Source organism: Neisseria sp. P0019.S002 (genome assembly GCF_051957155.1).
Classification (GTDB): Bacteria; Pseudomonadota; Gammaproteobacteria; order Burkholderiales; family Neisseriaceae; genus Neisseria; species Neisseria perflava.
This window is the reverse complement of record NZ_JBQCWS010000001.1, coordinates 261,055-280,393: the sequence shown is the minus strand read 5'-3', so window position 1 is coordinate 280,393 and position 19,339 is coordinate 261,055. Positions and strand designations below refer to the sequence as shown.

Genomic DNA, 19,339 nt, shown 5'->3' with positions numbered 1-19,339 from the left:
AAAGGCCGTCTGAAAACTTCTTTTCAGATGGCCTTTTCCTTTTCTACAAATCAAATGCGGCGTTAATCAAACGTTTGGTGTAGTCGTTTTGCGGATGATGGAAAATCTGATCCGCGCTGCCGTACTCAACCATTTCGCCCTGCTTCATCACAATCACATTATCGCTGACGGCACGCACAACAGACAAATCATGACTGATGAACATATAAGTCAGGCCGTATTTCTTCTGCAAGTCGCGCAAAAGTTCGACCACTTTGGATTGCACGGAGCGGTCAAGTGCAGAGGTCGGCTCGTCCAAAAGGATGAATTTCGGGCGCAGGATAACGGCGCGTGCAATCGCGATACGCTGACGCTGGCCGCCGGAAAATTCGTGCGGATAACGGTTGAGCGCGTCAAGTGGCAGGGATACTTCCTTCATGACTTCCAAAACGCGCTGGATACGTTCTTTTTTGGTCATTTCAGGATGATGAACCGTCAAACCTTCGCCAATAATTTCGCCAACGGTCAAACGCGGAGAAAGCGAACCGAACGGGTCTTGGAACACAATTTGCCGTTGCGATTTCAGACGGCGTGCTTCTTCGGCGGTATAGTTTTTCAGGTCTTTGCCTTCAAAGGAGATATGGCCGGTATAAGGCAGCATCTGCATGACGGCTTTGCCCAGCGTAGATTTGCCGGAACCGGACTCGCCGACGACGCCCAATGTTTCGCCTTCTTTAATTTTGAGGCTGATGCCTTTGACGGCATCAAAAGTTTTGAGCGGCTTGCCGAAAAAATTTTGCTTCAATACGAAAGAAACATTGACATTATCGGCATCGATTAACACACCGGCGTTGTTTTCTTCCGGCTCTTTCATGCCTTTTGGAATGGCATTGATGAGTTCGGCGGTATATTCGTGTTTCGGATGGGCAAATACTTCTTTGATTTTGCCGCGCTCGACAATTTCGCCGTTACGCATGACGCAGACGGTTTTGGAATAGTGTTCCGCCAAACCCAAATCGTGGGTAATGAAGATAATCGCCATACCCATTTGCTGTTGCAAATCGTGGAGCAAATCGAGAATCTCGGCTTGAATGGTCACATCCAAAGCCGTGGTCGGCTCATCGGCAATCAGCAGGTCAGGTTCATTGATGAGCGCCATGGCAATCATAATGCGTTGCAACTGACCGCCGGAAAACTCGTGCGGATATTGTTTCATGCGGCGCTCGGCTTCTTTGATGCCCACACGTTCCAGCAATGCCAATGCCTTCTGTCCTGCTTCTTTTTTGCCAAGCTTTTTATTGTGCACACGCGCCGCTTCAATCAGCTGCGCACCGATACGCATAAATGGATTGAGCGAGGTCATCGGCTCTTGGAAAATCACGCTGATGCGGTTGCCGCGCAAATCACGCAGGGTTTTCTCATCGGCATCCAAAATGGAAATGCCGTCAAAAGTAATGCGCGAATCTTTGCTGTATCGGGCAAATTTCTCAGGCAGCAGGCGCATAACGGACATAGATGTTACGGACTTGCCCGAGCCGGATTCGCCGACCAAAGCCAATGTTTCGCCCTCTGCCACTTTAAAGCTGACATTACGCACGGCATGAACGGTTTTCTCATGCAGCTCAAAATCGATGTCCAGATTTTCTACAACCAGTAACTGTTTTGTCATTTTGATTATCCTTTTGGTTGTGGTTTAGCGGTCTTTCGGGTCGAGCGCATCACGCAGGCCGTCGCCGATAAAGTTGAAACAGAACAAAGTGGTTACCAAGAAGAAACTCGGCACGAGCAGCTGCCATGGTGCGGCTTCCATAGAAATCGCGCCTTCTTGCAACATCGAACCCCAACTGGTCATCGGCTCTTGCACACCCAAGCCCAAGAAGCTCAAGAAGGATTCAAACATAATCATGCCCGGCACCAGCAAAGAGGCATACACCATCACCACGCCCAAAACATTCGGAATAATGTGGCGCGTTACGATTTTACGTTTTGCCACGCCGCTCACACGCGCCGCTTCGACAAACTCTTTATGCTTCAAGCTCAAGGTTTGGCCGCGCACGATACGCGCCACGTCCAACCAAGACACCAAACCTACGGCGGCAAAAATCAAAAGCAGGTTGCGGCCGAAGAATGTGGTCAGCAAAATCACGAAAAACATAAACGGAAACGCGTTCAAAATTTCCAAAAAGCGCATCATCAGCGAATCAAGCTTACCGCCGATAAAGCCGGCAATCGCGCCATAAAGCGTACCGATGACAACGGCCACCAATGCGCCGGCCACACCGACCAGCAAGGAAATACGTCCGCCGGTTGCCGCGCGCGACAACAAATCGCGGCCGAGCAAATCCGTACCCAGATAGTGATGGGTAGAAAAGGACGGAGGAATCTGCATATTGTCCCAGTCGGTAAAGTCGTAGGTGTAGTGGACAATCCATGGTGCCACAATCACAAAAATACTGATCAGCAACAGGATGATAATGCTGTACACCGCCGCTTTGTTCTGTTTAAAACGCCGCCATGCGTCGCTCCACAGGCTTTTGCCGTGTACTTGGGCGTATTCTGCTGCCTCTGCAAGGGCCTGAGTCTGCTTCTTTTTGAATAACATAATGTTCTCTCTCGCTTTTTATTCTTTCTTCAGGCCGTCTGAACGTTTCAGACGGCCTTTGCGCAAATGGGATTAATAACGAATTTTCGGGTCAATAATGGCATACAGAATATCGAGGATGGCGTTGAACAAAATGGTCATAATGCCGACCAAAATCGTCAAACCCAAAATCATGCCGTAGTCGCGGTTGAGCGCGCCGTTGACAAATAATTGTCCGACACCGGGAATACCGAACACGTTTTCAATCACAATGGAGCCAGTGATGATGCCGACGAATGCCGGGCCTAAGAAAGAAACAATCGGCAGCATGGCGGGACGCAGCGCATGGCGCAGGATGATGCGGCTCATGGGCAGGCCTTTGGCGCGTGCCGTGCGGATAAAGGGGCTGTTCAATACTTCGATCATCGCGCCGCGCGTAATCCGCGCGATACTGGACACATAACCGATGGACAAAGTAACGACAGGCAAAATCAAGTTCATCAGTGCGCCATCGTTCCAGCCGCCCGCAGGCAGCCATTGCAGTCTGACGGCAAACACCAGCACCAATACCGGCGCCATCACAAAACTGGGAACGACGATACCGGTCATCGCGCCGCTCATCAGCGAATAATCCAGCCAGCTGTTTTGTTTTAAGGCGGCGATAATGCCGATAAACATGCCGAAGATGGCGGCGATTAAAAAGGCGTAGAAGCCAAGTTCTGCCGACACCGGCAGGGATTGGGCAAGCAACTCATTAACGCTGAAATCTTTATATTTGAACGACGGCCCCAAATCCCCCTGTGCCAACTGCTTGAGATAGTGGAAATATTGGAGGTACATCGGATCATTGAGGTGGTATTTGGCTTCGATGTTGGCCATGACCGCAGGCGGTAAATTGCGTTCACCTGTGAACGGGCTGCCCGGTGCGAGCCGCATCAGGAAAAAAGATACGGTGATCAACACCAGCATGGTCGGGATGGAAGCACATATCCGTTTGATGATGAATTTCAACATAATCAGGCTGTCCTGTCTGAACATACCGGACTCGTGAAAACAAAGCTGACCTGAAGCGGAAATCGGATGAATGGCAGCAGGCATCTTTAACGTCGCCGCGCCGGTTTCTCTCTCTATTCCGACCGGGTTATTGTTTTTATTCGGAGTCGGGTAAGGTTTTTTTAGTTTTTAGATAATTGTTGTTATAAGGCCGTCTGAAACTTTGTATCCGCCGTTTCAGACGGCCTTTCACGTTAACGCGCCAAAGGTTCGGTGCGTTCGATCAGCCATGCTTTGGCCGCGCCTTCTGTCAAAGGCTCGAGACGGCGGCGCACTTCAGCGTGATATTGGTTCAGCCATTCGATTTCGCTGCCGGTCATCAGTTTGGTATCAATCAGGCGCGTATCGATTGGGCAGAGGGTAACGGTTTCAAAATACAGGAATTTGCCGAACTCGGTTTCCTCAGGGTTTTCAACCGGACGGTTGATTACCAGGCTTTCGATACGGATACCCCACTTACCCGGACGGTAAAGACCCGGCTCGTTGGAAGTCAGCATGCCTGACTGCATCGCGTGATGCGGTTGCGGCACGGCGGCAACGGCAATGCTTTGCGGGCCTTCATGCACATTGAGGAAATAGCCCACGCCATGACCGGTACCGTGACCATAATCGCATTGTGCCTGCCAGAGCGATTTGCGGCAGATGGCATCAATCATCGGGCCTTTGATGTTTTCAGGGAAAATGGTCTCAGCCAGAGAAATATGCGCCTTCAACACCAAAGTGTAATCGCGTTTCATGGCCGCACTCGGATTGCCGACAGGAACCACGCGCGTGATGTCGGTCGTACCGCCCCAGTATTGGCCGCCGGAGTCAATCAGCAGCATACCGTCGCCTTTGATTTTGCTGTTGTTTTCCGGTGTCGCACTGTAATGAGGCAAGGCGGCATTGGCATTGTAGCCGGCGATGGTGTCGAAACTTGGCGAAATAAAGCCGGGACGTTGGCTGCGGTGTTTGTAGAGCATACCGTCGATATCCAGCTCGCTCAATTCGCCACCGTCTGCCAAGATTTGTTCAAACTCGGCAAAGAAACCGCACAATGCCGCGCCGTCTTCCGCCATGGTATTGCGGATATGGGCGATGTCGGCATCGGATTTAACCGATTTGAAGAATGTGCTTGGGTGGATGGCTTCAATCAAACGGACGTCTTCAGACAGGCGGCGCAAAGTGCCGACGGCGGTTTTGTTCGGATCAATCAGCAATGCGCCCTTAACGTCTGCCAAATAGTCCGCCGCTTGCGCATAAGGCAACACTTCAAAACCTGCCGCTTTCAAAGCTTCGGCAGATTCGGCTTTCAGACGGCCTGCATCGGTAAACAATACGGCTTTGTCTTGACTGATAAACAGATGGGACAAGAACACAGGGTTGAACGGCACATCATCGCCGCGCAGATTGGTAATCCAAGCGATGTCGTCCAAAGAAGAAACCAAATGCGCATCTGCGCCCTGCTCTTTCATGGCCGCACGGATACGGGCCAGTTTTTCGGCCGCAGTTTCGGAAACATAGTCGGGATGGTGAACGTAGATTTCCGGAGTCGGCAGTGCGGGACGGTCGTCCCACACTTCGTCCAACAAGGTTTCAGGATATTCGAGGCGGATGTTTTTGGCGGTAAGGGCCTGTTTCAAACCGCGCTCGCCGCTGAGTGCGAACATATCGGCAGGTGCGCCGACCACTGCTCCTTCGGGCAGATTTTGTGCCAACCACTCGGTATAAGGCGCATCAACGCCCATTTTTTGCAGCTCGATGCCGTTTGGAGCAAGCTGTTGGCCTGCCTGTTCCCAATAGCGGCTGTCCGTCCACACGCCTGCTTTATCAGCGGTCACCACCAAAATGCCGGCCGAACCGGTAAAGCCGGAAAAATCACGACGTGCCTGCCAATGCTCGGGCAGGTATTCGGAAAGGTGCGGATCGGCGGAAGGAATGACAAACGCGTCCACACCATGTTTTTTCATGGCTTCGCGTAAAGCGGACAAACGTTGTTGTACAGATTTCATGTGTTATGTCTCCTGTTGTTTCAGACGGCCTCGGTCATCAAGGCCGTCTGAAAACTTGTGCTATCTATAATCAATCTATTTTTTCGGTGCGAACGACCAGCTCTTGACCGTATAGTTCCGCAAAGGGTCTTTGTCGGAATAGCCGATAATATCGGGTTTGACCATACGCACTTCAACCTGATGATACAGCGGAATCAGTGCAGCGTCTTCTTGAAGCTGCTTCTCCGCATCGGCATAGAGCTGGCTGCGCGCTTCCTTGCTGACACCATCTTTAAGCGTATTGTTCATAAATGTGTCAAACGCCGCGCTTTTGTAGCGGAATGCATTGTTTGAGTTGTTGGATTTCAAGATATTGAGCATACCTGCCGGATCATTGAAATCGGAACACCAGCCGCTGAACGAAACCTTGAAATTGCCTTGCGCGCGCGTATCCAAATACGTTTTCCATTCCTCGTTGGACAAAGTCGGACGGATAAACGGAATGGCGGCCTTCCACACCGACTGCACGGCAGTGATTTGTTTTTTAGACGCTTCGCTGGTGCTGTACAAAATATCAAACTCAAGCGGATGGTCATCGTTGTAGCCTGCTTCGTTCAACAGTTTACGCGCAGTTTCGATGCGTTTTTCAGGCGTCCATTCTTTCCACTCCGGATAAACAGGAATCACGCCCTGCATTTGCGGCGGTGTCAATTGGAAGGCAGGCGTATCGCCGCGGCCGCCCACTTTGACGACAATGTCGCGGCGCGTCAGCATATTGAGCGCCTTGCGGACGCGCGGATCATTAAACGGCGCTGCTTCGTGGTTCGGCTCCAAATACCAGCTGCACAAAGAAGTCGTGCGTTTCACTTGTCCCGGAAACTCAATATCCGCCACTTTGACCTGATCACTAGGAATGCCATAAGTCACATCAATTTCATTGGCGCGATAACGGTTGTACTCGCCGCTGCCTGACAAGAAAACCGCCTTCGGAATGGCTACTTTGTCTTTATCGTAATAATTGGGGTTGCGTTCCATATTGATGTGGCTGTTGACTTTCCAATCCTTTAACAGATAAGCGCCACTGGAAACATAATGACCGGGTTGCGTCCACTTGTTGCCGTATTTTTCGACAGTGGCGCGGTGCACCGGAAATGTGAATTGCTGAATCAGCATATCGGGGAAATAAGGTACGGGCGCAATCAGCGTAAATTGCAGGGTTTTTGCGTCCAACGCCTTGACGCCCAATGTCTCAGGCTTGGCTTTGCCGTTTAATATATCTTCCGCATTTTCCACTTGGGCATCGACCAAATAGCTGCCGAAAGGTGCGCCCGTGGCCGGATCGGCAAGACGGCGGAAGCTGTACACAAAATCCTCGGCGGTAATCGGATCGCCATTGCTCCATTTGGCATCACGCAGATGGAAAGTCCAGACACGCTCGCCCTTGCTTTCCCATCTTTCCGCCAAAGCAGGAATGGTTTTGCCTTCCGCATCCGTACCGACCAAACCATCCATCAGCTGGCGGATAATCGCACCGGCCGCCATATCGCCGCTCATCTGCGGGTCCAGCGTGCCCGGCTCGACGCCGTTGCTGACCACCACGCGCTCATAATCGGTACGCTTAAACTTAGGGGCGGGTTTGACATCGCGGCTGCACGCCGACAACGCAAATACGGCGGCCAATGATGCAGCCAACAGCGGATAGGTTTTTCCGGCCATATTTCATTCCTTCTTTTGGGTATTCTTCTTTTTCAGACGGCCTGATTATTCAAACTACACTTAACTACAAATATTTGAGATTTTAAAATCCAGTTAAATCCTCTATTTCTAGATATAAAAATAGCGTTTTAAACTACCTATACCATCGAAATAAAAGCAGCCGTCCAAGATTGTTGGCAAATTAACACAAAAATACGTAACTGAAAACTATTTTTCAATTTATCCTACGATAAGTTACAAATGTATTGATTTTTTATAATTTGTCAAATAAGATTATCCGAATTTCCCGTCCCCAATTAAGAAAAAGACATAAAAGGAGAACAAAATGAACAAGTTATCTTGTTTTGTTGCCACTACCCTCATTGGCTCTTCCATAAGCTTCGCACACGCCGAACCTAAAATGAGCGGTACCATCTACATCATGACCGAGGTCGAACACAACAATAAAACCGGTGTAACCTCTACAACCATTTCCGATAAAAGTTCCAGTCTTTATCTCTCCGATGAAGTACCGCTCAACAACGACTTATGGTTGAAATGGCAACTTGGCTCCTTTATTTACTTCGATTCCGACCGCTGGGGAGGCTGGGGTACTGCCGACTCATACGTTGCGCTCAACAGTTACAAAAACCTCGGCACCGTCAAAATGGGTTACATCAGTACCCCTATGAACAGCATCTATCTGAACCCTTTCGACACCAACAGCCCGATTTTGGAATTCGGCAAAATTTCCCGTTTCGGCCAACGCCGCGTTTCCATGGCTTATGAGTCGCCTTGGAAAAACGGTTTCCAATTCAAATTCAACGTTTCCCCCGGTTCCAATGCCGCGCGCAACAACAATGACTGGAATCCGGACAAAAAACGTGACGGCGACTGGGTCTTCGGCTGGGGCGTGGACTACTACCACCCCAACAACGGCTTTAACGCGCACTACGCTGCCGAATACGCACCCAACGACTCTCCAACCGAAACCAAAGACTTCCAAGCCCACGCATTCATGGCCGGATACAGCAAAGACAAAATCTCCGTCGATGCTGCGTTTCAATACGCCAAAAACACTTGCGACGGCTTCAGCTGCTGGGGCGTATGGAAAGATGCGGCAGGCAACGTAGCCGGTTCTTACGACAAAGAAATCAACAACACCAAAGAATTTATGGTTTCCGGCTCATACAAAGTGGGCAATTTCAAACCTCAAATCGGCTTTGCCTACGGTAAAAGCTCTGTCGGCGAAGACTACAAACACGTCGCCGTCAGCACCGATTACAGCTTCTCCAAACGGACAACCGCCACACTCGGCGCCGGCTGGTTGAAAGAAAACGTCAATCCGAAATACGACGAAGATTTGCCGAAAAAATCTTCTTACGCAGTGGGCATGGTATTCAAACACCGCTATTAATGCCTGACAGATTAAAGGCCGTCTGAAACAATTTGTTCAGACGGCCTTTTCTACATCCTATAATTAAACTTGCAGCCCACCTTAAAAATCATTACATTGCCCACACTCAAGCAACAAAAACGTCATCATGAACGCCCACCGCACCCTCATCATCTCCGTTTTTATCGTCGCCAGCTGCGGCCTCGCTTACGAGCTCATCATCGCCGCGCTCGCAAGCTATCTTTTGGGCGACAGTATTTTGCAGTTTTCCTCCGTCATCGGGCTTTATCTGTTTTCAATGGGTATCGGTGCCCACCTGACCCAATACATCAAAGATAAAGACGTATTGCACCGCTTTATCGAAATCGAACTTCTGGTCGGAATCATCGGCGGCATTTCCGCGCTGGCATTATTTGTGGCCTTCGGTTTATCCGCCGCCCCGTTCCGCACCCTGCTCTACGCTTTTGTACTGATTGTCGGCATAGTTGTCGGCATGGAAATTCCTTTGGTCATGCGCGTGTTAAACCAAAAAGGTGCGGAATTTAAAGAACTCGTTTCCAAAGTCCTGACCTTCGACTACTTAGGCGCACTTGCCGTCTCTCTGTTGTTTCCGCTTCTGCTCGCCCCCAAACTCGGCATGGCGCGTTCCGCCCTCTTGTTCGGCATCCTCAACGCCGCCGTCGCCTACCTGACCGCGCGCGTCTTCAAAGCCGAACTGCCCCGCTATCGCGCCATCCGCCTGCGTGCGCTGATTGTCTTGTCCATCCTCGCCATCATCTTCGCCTACGCCGACCGCATTTCCTTCAAAGCCGAACAAAGCTATTTTGGCGACCCCGTCGTCTATCAAAGCCACTCGCCCTACCAGCGGCTGGTAGTGACACGCTGGAAAGACGACACCCGCCTCTACATCAACGGCAACCTGCAATTCTCCTCACGCGACGAAGCCCGTTACCACGAAGCACTCGTTCTGCCTGCCATGCAGATGGTGCCCAACGCCGAACGCGTCCTGATTCTCGGCGGCGGCGACGGATTAGCGGCACGCGAAGTCTTAAAATATCCGCAGGTCAAAAAAGTTACTTTGGTCGATCTCGACCCCGACATGACCGCTACTTTTAGAACCTCCGCCACCTTGAGCGCGCTCAATCAAGGCTCGCTGTCCCATCCCAAAATGCACGTCGTCAACGACGATGCCGCCAAATGGCTGGAAGGGTCGTCTGAAAAATTCGACGTTATCATCATCGACCTGCCCGACCCATCCAATTTCTCGCTGGGCAAACTTTACTCCGTCCCCATGTACCGCCTCGTTGCCCGCCATCTTGAGCCACATGGTAAGATTGTTGTGCAATCGACTTCGCCTTATTTCGCCCCTAATGCCTACTGGTCGGTCGTTGCCACCCTCGAAGCGGCCAAGTTGAATACCGTACCCTATCATGTTTACGTCCCTTCCTTTGGCGAATGGGGATTTGTGTTGGCAGGGTTTGACCAAAACTTCCCCATTCCGCAAAAATTCGACGTCCCCACCCGCTATCTGAATGCCCAGACCGTTGCCGAAATGTTCCGTTTTCCGCCCGATATGGCAAGGCGCAAGGTGGAAGCAAATTATTTGAACAACCAAATTCTCGTCAGTTATTTTGAAAGCGATTGGAACAATGTGATGCGATAAAATATCTAAAGGCCGTCTGAAACATCTGTCTTCTTTTATCTCCGTTCAGACGGCCTCATCGCCTGTTTACCCTTTTTCACACAGCATTTGCTTGAAAAAATAAGGTTTATCTTTATCTAGATAGAACACAATCGACACTATCCGTTGAATGAAGGAATAAACTCTTATGCAGTATTTTGGAATCGGTTTTTTGGTTTTAATCTTTTTGGAAATCATGTCCATCGTCTGGGTTGCCGACTGGCTTGGCGGCGGTTGGACGCTGTTTGTGATGGCCGTCAGCTTTATCAGCGGTATCTTTATGCTGCGCCATACCGGCATTTCCGGCCTTTTGCTCGCAGGCGCAGCCGTCCGCAGCGGCCAAAACATTTCCCTCTATCAAATGCTGTGGCCGATTCGCTATACCGCCGCCGCGGTTTTCCTGCTCAGCCCAGGCTTTATTTCAACCGCCGTCGCCCTGCTCTTGCTGATTCCGTTTAAAGGCAACGCGGCCGTTTCTTCTACGCAGTCTTTCCAAAGCCGTCAGACTTACAGCTCCGCCAAAGAGGATGAAGACATTATCGAAGGCGAATATACGGTTACGCGCACCAGCAAAGCCGACAAACCGCAAGACTATATCGAACACAAACCCGATTGACGACTGCCTTCATAACAGGCCGTCTGAATTAGGAATACCTCAAAAGTGTTTCATATTTCAGACGGCCTTAGTCATTTCCTGGCTTTAAAAATGTAAATATCGGTTTGTAATTCGGTTATTCCGCATAAATCATTTAAAATAAGCGGCTATTTTGATTCTAAAAACGACACGGTATCCAATGAACGTTCAACGTCTTTTCCCTCTCTCCCTCAGCTTGATTACCGCCGCTGTTTTATCGGCGTGTGCCACCCAAAACACACCGACTGCTTCGAAAACCGAAACCGTTGTTCAGCCTAAATCTACTTCTATTCCTTCACGCCGCGCCGACAGCGAATCCAAAGTCCTGTCCGATTACAGCCAATACCAAAGCGCCATTGATGCCGCCAAACGCGGCGACGATGCTTGGGTACAACAATTTTTATCCCAAGCCAGCGACAGCGCAATGGCTGAAAACGTCCGCAACGAATGGCTGAAAACCTTGGGTGCGCGCGGCCAATGGGATTTGTTCCGTCAAGAATTCAGCAAATTGAACGCCGCCGGCGTCGCACAAGAAGTGCAATGTTATGCCGATTTGAGCAGCGGCAATTACAGCAAAGCCGCCGAACTGGTTCACGTGACCAGCAAACTGCCTGCCGGCTGTACCCGCTTGGTTGAAAGCGCGGCAGCTTCAGGCCGTCTGAACACCAACGACGCATGGCGTCGCGTACGCGGCTTATTGAGCAACAGTCAAACCACAGATGCACGCAACCTCGCCGCCGCATTGGGCAGCCCGTTTGAAGGTGGCGCGCAAGGTGCGACCGAATACAGCCTGTTGAGCGTGATCGGCAAAGATGCACGCAAATCCGCTTCTGCCGCCGCTACCCTGTCCGACATGGAATCAGGCCTCAGCCGCGAACAACGCAGCTTCGCATGGGGCGTATTGGGCCACTACCATGCACAAAGCCAAAACATGCCGACTGCTTTAAGCTACTACGGCCGCGTTTCCGACCGCAAGCAACTGACCGACGAGCAATTGGAATGGTACGCACGCGCCGCTTTGCGCCTGCAACGCTGGGACGAATTGGCAAGCGTGATCCAGCATATGCCTGAAAAACTGCAAAAAGACCCGACATGGCAATATTGGCTGGGCCGCAGCTTTGCCGCACAAGGCAAAAGCAACCAAGCCAAAGAAATGTATGAAAAAGCCGCCGCTTCCGGCCGCAATTTCTACGCCGTAATGGCAGGTGAAGAACTGGGCCGCCGCATCAATACGCGCAACAATGTTGCCGATGCCGATGCCAGAGACGTCCGCCGCATGAGCGAAGACGGTGCCATCAAACGCGCATTGGTTCTGTTTAAAAACAGCCAAAGCAACGGCGACTCCAAAATGCGCCGTCAGGCGCAGGCAGAATGGCGTTTTGCCACCCGCGACTTCAACGAAGACAACCTGCTGACTGCCGCGCAAGTCGCTTTTGACAACCAGTTCTACGACATGGCGATCAACAGCGCAGACCGTACCGACCACAAACTCAACTACAAACTGCGCTACCTCTCTCCGTTTAAAGACCTGACCGTCCGCTATGCCGCACAGGCAGGCGTTGACCCGGCATGGGTTTACGGTTTGATTCGCCAAGAGAGCCGCTTTGTCATGGGCGCGCAATCTAGCGTCGGCGCACAAGGCCTGATGCAGGTCATGCCTGCAACCGCCCGCGAAATTGCCGGCAAAATCGGCATGAGCAGCAGCGAACTCTACACCATGGACGGCAACATCCGCATGGGTACTTGGTACATGGCGGATGCCAAACGCCGCCTGCAAAATAACGAAGTGATGGCCACCGCAGGCTACAACGCCGGCCCCGGCCGCGCCCGCAACTGGCAGGCTTCTTCTCCTTTGGAAGGTGCCATCTACGCCGAGACCATCCCATTCACCGAAACTCGTGATTACGTGAAAAAAGTCATGACCAACGCGACTTATTACGCGTCATTGTTCAACGAACCGCAAACTTCGTTGAAACAACGTATGGGTACGGTTCCCGGCCGTTATTAATACCCGATAGGCCGTCTGAAAAGTGAGACAGAATCAAATGTTCAGACGGCCTGCAACCTTGACAGACTATCGGGTTTATAAGATAATCGCCCGATTATTTCTGACCGAAAAGGTCACTTGCACGGCAAAAGCCGACTTGTTAGGAGGTGATGTTTACATCACGGCGCGTATCCCGCCCTGCCTTAGGCAAACCAGCGATACAACAACTACCCCATTATGACAAACCGTCCTCTATTTCTTAAAACGGTTTGATTGAACAAAATTTAAAGGAAATAAAATGCCTGCTATTCGTGTTAAAGAGAATGAACCATTTGAAGTTGCCATGCGTCGTTTCAAACGTGCCGTAGAAAAAACCGGTCTGTTGACCGAACTGCGCGCCCGTGAAGCGTACGAAAAACCAACTACCGAACGCAAACGCAAAAAAGCTGCTGCAGCCAAACGTCTGCAAAAACGTCTGCGCAGCCAACAACTGCCTCCTAAAATGTACTAATTACAGGCCTGCCCTGTGATAAACGACACACCGCAAGGCAGCTTTGCGGTGTGTTTTGTTTTTCAGACGGCATCTTTTTATATAAAGTGAGAACATTATGAGCCTAAAAACACAATTAACCGAAGACATGAAAACCGCCATGCGTGCCAAAGACCAAGTGTCTTTAAGCACCATCCGCCTGATTAATGCCGCCATCAAACAATTTGAAGTAGATGAGCGCACTGAAGCCGATGACGCAAAAGTCATCTCTATCCTGACCAAAATGGTAAAACAGCGCAAAGACAGCGCCAAAATCTACACCGAAGCCGGTCGTCAAGATTTGGCTGACAAAGAAAATGCGGAAATCGAAATCCTCAACCGCTACCTGCCGCAAATGATGTCCGCAGAAGAAATCAAGACTGTCGTTGAAGCAGCCATTGCAGAAACCGGTGCATCAGGTATGGCAGATATGGGCAAAGTCATGGGCGTATTGAAGACCCGCCTGGCCGGCAAAGCCGACATGGGTGAAGTCAACAAGGTTTTGAAAACCGCATTGACTGCTTAATCCTCAATAATCAAAAAGGCCGTCTGAAATATTATTTTCAGACGGCCTTTCTTATTGTGCCAATCAAGCAGCAGTTACTTTACCTTCATGACGCAACAAAGTAATCAAATCGCTGATACGTTTTTTCATGGAACGGCGATCGACGATTTGGTCGATTGCGCCCTTCTCCAATAAGAATTCTGCACGTTGGAAACCTTCCGGCAAGGTTTCACGTACAGTCTGCTCAATAACGCGCGGACCGGCAAAACCAATCAGCGCATTCGGTTCTGCCAAAACCACATCACCCAAGAAGGCAAAGCTGGCAGATACGCCGCCCATGGTCGGGTCAGTCAATACGGAAATAAACGGCAGACGTTTTTCAGTCAGCAAATGCAAAGCCGCGCTGGTCTTCGTCATCTGCATCAAAGAGTTAATCCCTTCCTGCATACGCGCACCACCGGAAGCCGCCACGCAAATAAACGAACAATTATCTGCAACGGCACGACGTACCCCCTGAACGAAACGCTCACCCACGACCGAACCCATAGAGCCGCCGATAAAACGGAATTCAAATGCAGCCACCACGACAGGCAGGCCGTTCATGGTGCCTTTCATAACGACTAAAGCATCGTCTTCGCCGGTTGCTTTACGCGCAGCCGCGAGGCGGTCAGGATATTTTTTGCTGTCTTTGAATTTCAGCGGGTCGGTCGGTTTAATATTGGCTGCAATCTCTTCACGGCCTTCTTCATCCAAAAGTAGATTCAAACGTTCGCGCGCAGAAAGCGGATTGTGGTGATTACATTTCGGGCAGACTTCGCTGTTTTGCTTCAACTCGGTTGAATAAACCGTTGCCGAACAAGACGGACATTTGTGCCACAGGCCTTCAGGGACGCTGGACGAACTGCTTCGGTTTTTAATTTTCGGAGGAAGAATTTTATCTAGCCAGCTCATGAATGACTCCTTGGAATTCAGAATTCAGACGGCCTGTTGAATGTAAGGCCGTCTGAAATAATGGAATAAAAAATATTAGCGAATCGCGTCTTTCAACTCTTTAACCAACACGCCTACCACTTCGGCCTCGCTACCTGCGTGGCTTTCAATCTCTTTGACGATACGGCTGCCGACAATAACGGCATCCGCTACCGCACCAATTTTACGCGCACTCTCCGCATTATTGATGCCGAAGCCGACACCAATCGGAATATCGATGTATTTGCGCAAAAGCTCTATTTTACGCGAAACTTCTTCAGTATCCAAACTTGCCGCACCGGTCACGCCTTTGAGCGATACATAATACACAAAACCGCCGGCCACTTTGGCAATCGTTTGAATACGCTCCTCAGTTGTTGTTGGCGCAATAAGGAAAATACAATCAATACCTTGCGCTTTCAACGACTCATGTAAAGGCTCAATGGTTTCTACCGGAGAATCCACGGTCAATACGCCATCTACGCCTGCTTCGGCAGCCGCTTGCGCAAACGCCTGATAGCCCATTTTATGTACAGGGTTCAAATAGCCCATTAACACAATCGGCGTTTTATCATTGGTTTGGCGGAACAAACGTACTGTTTCCAATACGTCGTGCAAAGAAACATGATTTGCCAACGCCCTTTCGGCCGCACGCTGAATGGTCGGACCATCCGCCATAGGGTCAGAAAACGGCACACCCAGTTCCAAAATATCAGCACCATTAGCCACCAGGCTATGCATCAATGCCAAGGTTGTCTCAAGACTGGGATCACCCACCGTAATATAAGGAATCAGTGCTTTTGCGCCATTGAGCGCTGAGAAAGTTTGTTGGATTCTGCTCATTTTCTGCTATCCATTTCATCGATTTGAATGTTGTCCGGCAGCCTGTTTATTCTGCCGTTACATTTGTTTTAAAAACCTCAGTCTGCCATGAAAAGGCGGTATCTATCCGCATTATCTAATGACTGGTTCTTTCCAATCGGCAAACAAGAGGCTAAGTATAACATTTACGGCTATTTCATAGAATCATTTGCAATCAAGATTCTGATATTTTGAAAGCAATATAAAACAATAAAGGCCGTCTGAAAATCATTCAAACAGCCTTTATTAGAATCAATTATGCAAATCTTTGTATGCCTTCGCACTTTTGATCACAATTTTCTTATCGATTATAGCTCGACATGGTGGTTTTGTTGTTCAGAACCAAGATGACGCTCCAAATCAGACAAAACCTGCATCAGACCATGACGGACTTCTTCTGCATTGGCGGCAGGATTGCCGTTTGCATCCAAAGCACCACGGCTGAACGTATCGATATACGGTTCAAACGTATCTTTCAGTTTCAACAACTTAACTACATCTGAGCGCGTATATCGATCGCCACCGTATCCAATCACAACATTATTTTCATGTTGCCATTGAGCAAACTGAGCCGGGCTGATTTGCAACAATTGGCACATCTCATCCAACGTAAAATAACGCTTGGCAGGAATAACCGGATTATTGTTGTTTGTCATAGTAATGCTCCACCATGCCTTTGAGTTTTTGGCTGGCATGGAAAGTTACCACACGGCGTGCGGTAATCGGCACTTCTTCGCCTGTTTTAGGGTTACGGCCAGGGCGTTGAGGTTTGTCGCGCAATTGGAAATTGCCGAAACCGGAAATTTTAATTTCTTCACCACGCGCCAAAGTGCTGCGGATTTCTTCAAAAAAGAGCTCGACGATTTCTTTGGCATCATTCTTGGTGACGTTGCTGACTTTGTCGACCAAAATATCAGCCAATTCTGCTTTAGTTAGTGTCATGTGTTTACCTTCATTCAAACTGGTGCAATTATTACCAAAATTCTTTTAAAAATCAAGTCCTCACCAAAAAATCAAATATTATTGGTGATTTTTGGCGACAACTTTTATCTTATTTTAAGCGCGAAGCTGTGCGTCTTTTTCGGCTGCCGCTTTAATCATTTTCGCAACCAAAGGCTCGATGACTTCATCTGTCAGCGTGTTTTCCATATCTTGTAAAATGATTTTGACGGCAACGCTCTTCATGCCTTCAGGCACGCCCGTACCGCGGTAAACGTCAAACACGCTGATTTCTTGAACCAGCTTGTTTGCCGCCGCTTTCAGGGCATTTAACAAATCATCATGCGTTACAGCTTCAGGCATTACAAATGCCAAATCTCGGCGCGCAGGTTGGAATTTGGATACAGACTGATAACGGGTTTTCTCACGGCCCAATACCGCATCCATATCGATTTCAAACACCAGCGGCGCTTGTGGCAAATCATATTTTTGCAGCCATTTCGGATGCAACTCGCCAACAAAACCAACTACTTTGCCGTCTGAAACGATATTGGCGGCACGTCCTGGATGCAATGCCGGATGTTCGGTCTTAACAAAGGATACTTCCTTGTTTTTCAAAAGGCTCTCAACATCGGCTTTCATATCGTAGAAATCCACGTTGCGTGTTTTCTCGCCCCATTGCTCAGGCAGCACGGAGCCATACCACAAACCGCCGATACGTTCGTTTTGAACAAATTGATCAGCCGAATCTTTGCTGAACACACGGGCAATTTCAAACACGCGTACTCGGTTTTGCTTACGGTTCAAATTGTTTTGCAAAACTTCCACCAAACCGCCGATAAGCGTAGAACACATGACGGCATACTGCGCCGCCAACGGATTTTGCAGGCGGATAGGATTAGTATTGGCAGCAAAGTCTTGCTCCCATTGCTCATCCACAAACGCATAGCTGACCACTTCACGGTAACCGCGAGCCGCCATTTCGTTATAAACCGCAAAACGCGGGCGTTTGGTTTCAGGCAATGCCAACATTTTCAGACGGCCTGAAGTATAGTCGTCAGGAATATTTTCATAACCGTAAACGCGGCCGATTTCTTCAATCAAATCGGCTTCGATCTCGATATCGAAACGGAAGCTAGGAGAAGTGACACGGAAGCCTTCTTCGGTTTTCTCAGGCTGCAAACCCAAGTGTTGCAAAATAATTTCAACTTGCTCGGCAGGGATTTCAACGCCCAATACCGTTTTCAGACGGCCTAAACGCAATTCAACTTGTCTTGCCTCAGGCAATTCGCCTTGCGCCTCAACCATTTCACCGGCCGCGCCACCGCAAATCTGCAACACCAATTCGGTAGCACGCTCAATGGCATCAGCTTGCAAGCGGTAATCCACACCACGCTCAAAACGGAAAGAAGAATCCGAGCCAAAACCATATTGACGGGATTTACCGGCAATAATCTCCGGAGCAAACCAAGCAGCTTCCAACACAATATTTTGCGTCTCATCAGAAACCGCGCTTGCCTCGCCGCCCATCAAACCGGCCAAGCTCAACGCACCTTTTTCATCAGCAACTACCAGCGTATTGTCAGCCAAAGTAACCGTCTTCTCGTTCAGACACGCCAAAGTCTCGCCATTTTGAGCACGGCGGACAATCAAACTGCCTGACAGCTTGTCAGCATCGAAAACATGCATAGGCTGACCGATTTCCAGCATCACATAGTTGCCGATGTCCACCAATGCAGAAATGCTGCGGATACCGCTGCGTTCCAAACGTTGTTTCATCCAATCGGGAGTAGCTGCTTTCGCATTGACATTTTCAATAACGCGGCTGATAAAACGGCCGCAGTCGGCCGGTGCATCAATACGGACAGCCTGTTTTTTCTCACTGCCGATAGAGGCCGTCTGAATTTCAACAGGCGTAAACGCACATTGAGTCAAGGCAGAAACCTCACGCGCGATACCCTTAACACTCAAGCAATCAGCGCGGTTAGGCGTAATTTTCAACGTAAACAGCGTATCGTCCAAATCCAAGTATTCGCGGATGTTGGTACCGACAGGCGCATCTTCAGGCAGAATGTGCAGACCGTCTACACCGTCATCAGGCAAACCCAGTTCATTGGTCGAACACAGCATACCGTTTGATGGTACGCCGCGCATTTTAGTCGGCTTAATTTTGAAATTGCCCGGCAAAACGGCACCCGGCAAAGAACACGGCACTTTAATACCAAGCTTGACATTCGGCGCACCACAAACAATCTGAACCAACTCGCCCGTACCGGCATCAACTTGGGTAACGTTCAAACGGTCTGCATCAGGGTGTTTTTCAACGGATTTTACTTCGGCAACAACCACACCACTGAAAGCAGGGGCGGCAGTATCGATTTCTTCCACTTCCAAACCGGCCATGGTCAAAAGATGTTCCAGTTTATCGGCAGAAAGATCAGGATTGGCTTGAGTTTTCAGCCATGAATAAGGAAATTGCATATTATTTTCTCTACTATCAGGCCGTCTGAAACAAATTTTTATCAGACGAAATCAGTAATATCTATCCACTTTTCAGACG

General features: G+C 49.7%; 16 protein-coding genes. 6 read left to right on the top strand and 10 right to left on the bottom strand.

What is annotated here, in order from left to right; genetic code table 11:
- Nucleotides 1-43: 43 nt before the first annotated feature.
- The 5 genes from ACTHTY_RS01335 to ACTHTY_RS01315 form a co-directional block, all read right to left on the bottom strand.
- Nucleotides 44-1,648, bottom strand: a complete 1,605-nt coding sequence (locus tag ACTHTY_RS01335; RefSeq protein ID WP_440366220.1) for an ABC transporter ATP-binding protein — start codon at nucleotides 1,646-1,648, stop codon at nucleotides 44-46.
- 24 nt (nucleotides 1,649-1,672) lie between these two features.
- The gene (gene oppC, locus ACTHTY_RS01330; RefSeq protein WP_440366219.1) at nucleotides 1,673-2,581 is read right to left on the bottom strand and encodes an oligopeptide ABC transporter permease OppC; all 909 of its coding nucleotides are present in this window, start codon (nucleotides 2,579-2,581) and stop codon (nucleotides 1,673-1,675) included.
- Between the two features lie 72 nt (nucleotides 2,582-2,653).
- Nucleotides 2,654-3,574 carry an oligopeptide ABC transporter permease OppB gene (gene oppB / locus ACTHTY_RS01325; protein ID WP_036472303.1) on the bottom strand — a complete coding sequence of 307 codons (921 nt, stop codon included), beginning with the start codon at nucleotides 3,572-3,574 and terminating at the stop codon, nucleotides 2,654-2,656.
- A gap of 233 nt (nucleotides 3,575-3,807) precedes the next feature.
- On the bottom strand, nucleotides 3,808-5,604 hold the full coding sequence (locus tag ACTHTY_RS01320) for an aminopeptidase P family protein (protein WP_440366218.1): 1,797 nt from the start codon (nucleotides 5,602-5,604) through the stop codon (nucleotides 3,808-3,810).
- Between the two features lie 75 nt (nucleotides 5,605-5,679).
- The gene (locus tag ACTHTY_RS01315; RefSeq protein WP_440366217.1) at nucleotides 5,680-7,299 is read right to left on the bottom strand and encodes an ABC transporter substrate-binding protein; all 1,620 of its coding nucleotides are present in this window, start codon (nucleotides 7,297-7,299) and stop codon (nucleotides 5,680-5,682) included.
- Nucleotides 7,300-7,624: 325 nt separating this feature from the next.
- Here ACTHTY_RS01315 and ACTHTY_RS01310 point away from each other — a divergent pair, with 325 nt between their 5' ends.
- The 6 genes from ACTHTY_RS01310 to ACTHTY_RS01285 all read left to right on the top strand — a co-directional run bounded on the left by ACTHTY_RS01310 (nucleotide 7,625) and on the right by ACTHTY_RS01285 (nucleotide 14,031).
- Nucleotides 7,625-8,695, top strand: a complete 1,071-nt coding sequence (locus ACTHTY_RS01310) for a porin (protein WP_440366216.1) — start codon at nucleotides 7,625-7,627, stop codon at nucleotides 8,693-8,695.
- Between the two features lie 124 nt (nucleotides 8,696-8,819).
- On the top strand, nucleotides 8,820-10,337 hold the full coding sequence (locus ACTHTY_RS01305) for a polyamine aminopropyltransferase (RefSeq protein ID WP_440366470.1): 1,518 nt from the start codon (nucleotides 8,820-8,822) through the stop codon (nucleotides 10,335-10,337).
- Between the two features lie 166 nt (nucleotides 10,338-10,503).
- Nucleotides 10,504-10,971 carry an FxsA family protein gene (locus ACTHTY_RS01300; RefSeq protein ID WP_440366215.1) on the top strand — a complete coding sequence of 156 codons (468 nt, stop codon included), beginning with the start codon at nucleotides 10,504-10,506 and terminating at the stop codon, nucleotides 10,969-10,971.
- A gap of 178 nt (nucleotides 10,972-11,149) precedes the next feature.
- On the top strand, nucleotides 11,150-12,997 hold the full coding sequence (locus ACTHTY_RS01295; protein ID WP_440366214.1) for a transglycosylase SLT domain-containing protein: 1,848 nt from the start codon (nucleotides 11,150-11,152) through the stop codon (nucleotides 12,995-12,997).
- 277 nt (nucleotides 12,998-13,274) lie between these two features.
- Entirely contained in the window at nucleotides 13,275-13,487 is a 213-nt protein-coding gene (gene rpsU / locus ACTHTY_RS01290; protein WP_003680926.1) for a 30S ribosomal protein S21, read from the top strand.
- A gap of 97 nt (nucleotides 13,488-13,584) precedes the next feature.
- Nucleotides 13,585-14,031 carry a GatB/YqeY domain-containing protein gene (locus ACTHTY_RS01285; RefSeq protein ID WP_371459364.1) on the top strand — a complete coding sequence of 149 codons (447 nt, stop codon included), beginning with the start codon at nucleotides 13,585-13,587 and terminating at the stop codon, nucleotides 14,029-14,031.
- Nucleotides 14,032-14,094: 63 nt separating this feature from the next.
- Here ACTHTY_RS01285 and accD read toward each other — a convergent pair whose 3' ends face one another.
- The 5 genes from accD to pheT all read right to left on the bottom strand — a co-directional run bounded on the left by accD (nucleotide 14,095) and on the right by pheT (nucleotide 19,260).
- Nucleotides 14,095-14,961 (bottom strand): acetyl-CoA carboxylase, carboxyltransferase subunit beta, encoded by an 867-nt coding sequence (accD, locus tag ACTHTY_RS01280; protein ID WP_049331298.1) that lies wholly within the window; start codon nucleotides 14,959-14,961, stop codon nucleotides 14,095-14,097.
- Between the two features lie 75 nt (nucleotides 14,962-15,036).
- Nucleotides 15,037-15,822: a tryptophan synthase subunit alpha gene (gene trpA / locus ACTHTY_RS01275; protein ID WP_440366213.1), complete on the bottom strand. Its 786-nt coding sequence runs from the start codon at nucleotides 15,820-15,822 to the stop codon at nucleotides 15,037-15,039.
- Between the two features lie 326 nt (nucleotides 15,823-16,148).
- Nucleotides 16,149-16,496: a hypothetical protein gene (locus ACTHTY_RS01270; protein ID WP_128582784.1), complete on the bottom strand. Its 348-nt coding sequence runs from the start codon at nucleotides 16,494-16,496 to the stop codon at nucleotides 16,149-16,151.
- Entirely contained in the window at nucleotides 16,480-16,782 is a 303-nt protein-coding gene (locus tag ACTHTY_RS01265) for an integration host factor subunit alpha (protein WP_003680933.1), read from the bottom strand. Before ACTHTY_RS01265 ends, ACTHTY_RS01270 begins: the two co-directional genes overlap by 17 nt.
- Before the next feature lie 114 nt (nucleotides 16,783-16,896).
- Entirely contained in the window at nucleotides 16,897-19,260 is a 2,364-nt protein-coding gene (pheT, locus tag ACTHTY_RS01260; protein ID WP_440366212.1) for a phenylalanine--tRNA ligase subunit beta, read from the bottom strand.
- Between the last annotated feature and the right edge of the window lie 79 nt (nucleotides 19,261-19,339).

Coding starts and splice junctions, on each gene's coding strand:
- oppB (WP_036472303.1), bottom strand. CDS start 3,574: ATGTTGAAATTCATCATCAAACGGATATGTGCTTCCATCCCGACCATG.
- ACTHTY_RS01270 (WP_128582784.1), bottom strand. CDS start 16,496: ATGACAAACAACAATAATCCGGTTATTCCTGCCAAGCGTTATTTTACG.
- trpA (WP_440366213.1), bottom strand. CDS start 15,822: ATGAGCAGAATCCAACAAACTTTCTCAGCGCTCAATGGCGCAAAAGCA.
- pheT (WP_440366212.1), bottom strand. CDS start 19,260: ATGCAATTTCCTTATTCATGGCTGAAAACTCAAGCCAATCCTGATCTT.
- ACTHTY_RS01315 (WP_440366217.1), bottom strand. CDS start 7,299: ATGGCCGGAAAAACCTATCCGCTGTTGGCTGCATCATTGGCCGCCGTA.
- ACTHTY_RS01295 (WP_440366214.1), top strand. CDS start 11,150: ATGAACGTTCAACGTCTTTTCCCTCTCTCCCTCAGCTTGATTACCGCC.
- rpsU (WP_003680926.1), top strand. CDS start 13,275: ATGCCTGCTATTCGTGTTAAAGAGAATGAACCATTTGAAGTTGCCATG.
- accD (WP_049331298.1), bottom strand. CDS start 14,961: ATGAGCTGGCTAGATAAAATTCTTCCTCCGAAAATTAAAAACCGAAGC.
- ACTHTY_RS01300 (WP_440366215.1), top strand. CDS start 10,504: ATGCAGTATTTTGGAATCGGTTTTTTGGTTTTAATCTTTTTGGAAATC.
- ACTHTY_RS01265 (WP_003680933.1), bottom strand. CDS start 16,782: ATGACACTAACTAAAGCAGAATTGGCTGATATTTTGGTCGACAAAGTC.
- oppC (WP_440366219.1), bottom strand. CDS start 2,581: ATGTTATTCAAAAAGAAGCAGACTCAGGCCCTTGCAGAGGCAGCAGAA.
- ACTHTY_RS01310 (WP_440366216.1), top strand. CDS start 7,625: ATGAACAAGTTATCTTGTTTTGTTGCCACTACCCTCATTGGCTCTTCC.
- ACTHTY_RS01335 (WP_440366220.1), bottom strand. CDS start 1,648: ATGACAAAACAGTTACTGGTTGTAGAAAATCTGGACATCGATTTTGAG.
- ACTHTY_RS01285 (WP_371459364.1), top strand. CDS start 13,585: ATGAGCCTAAAAACACAATTAACCGAAGACATGAAAACCGCCATGCGT.
- ACTHTY_RS01320 (WP_440366218.1), bottom strand. CDS start 5,604: ATGAAATCTGTACAACAACGTTTGTCCGCTTTACGCGAAGCCATGAAA.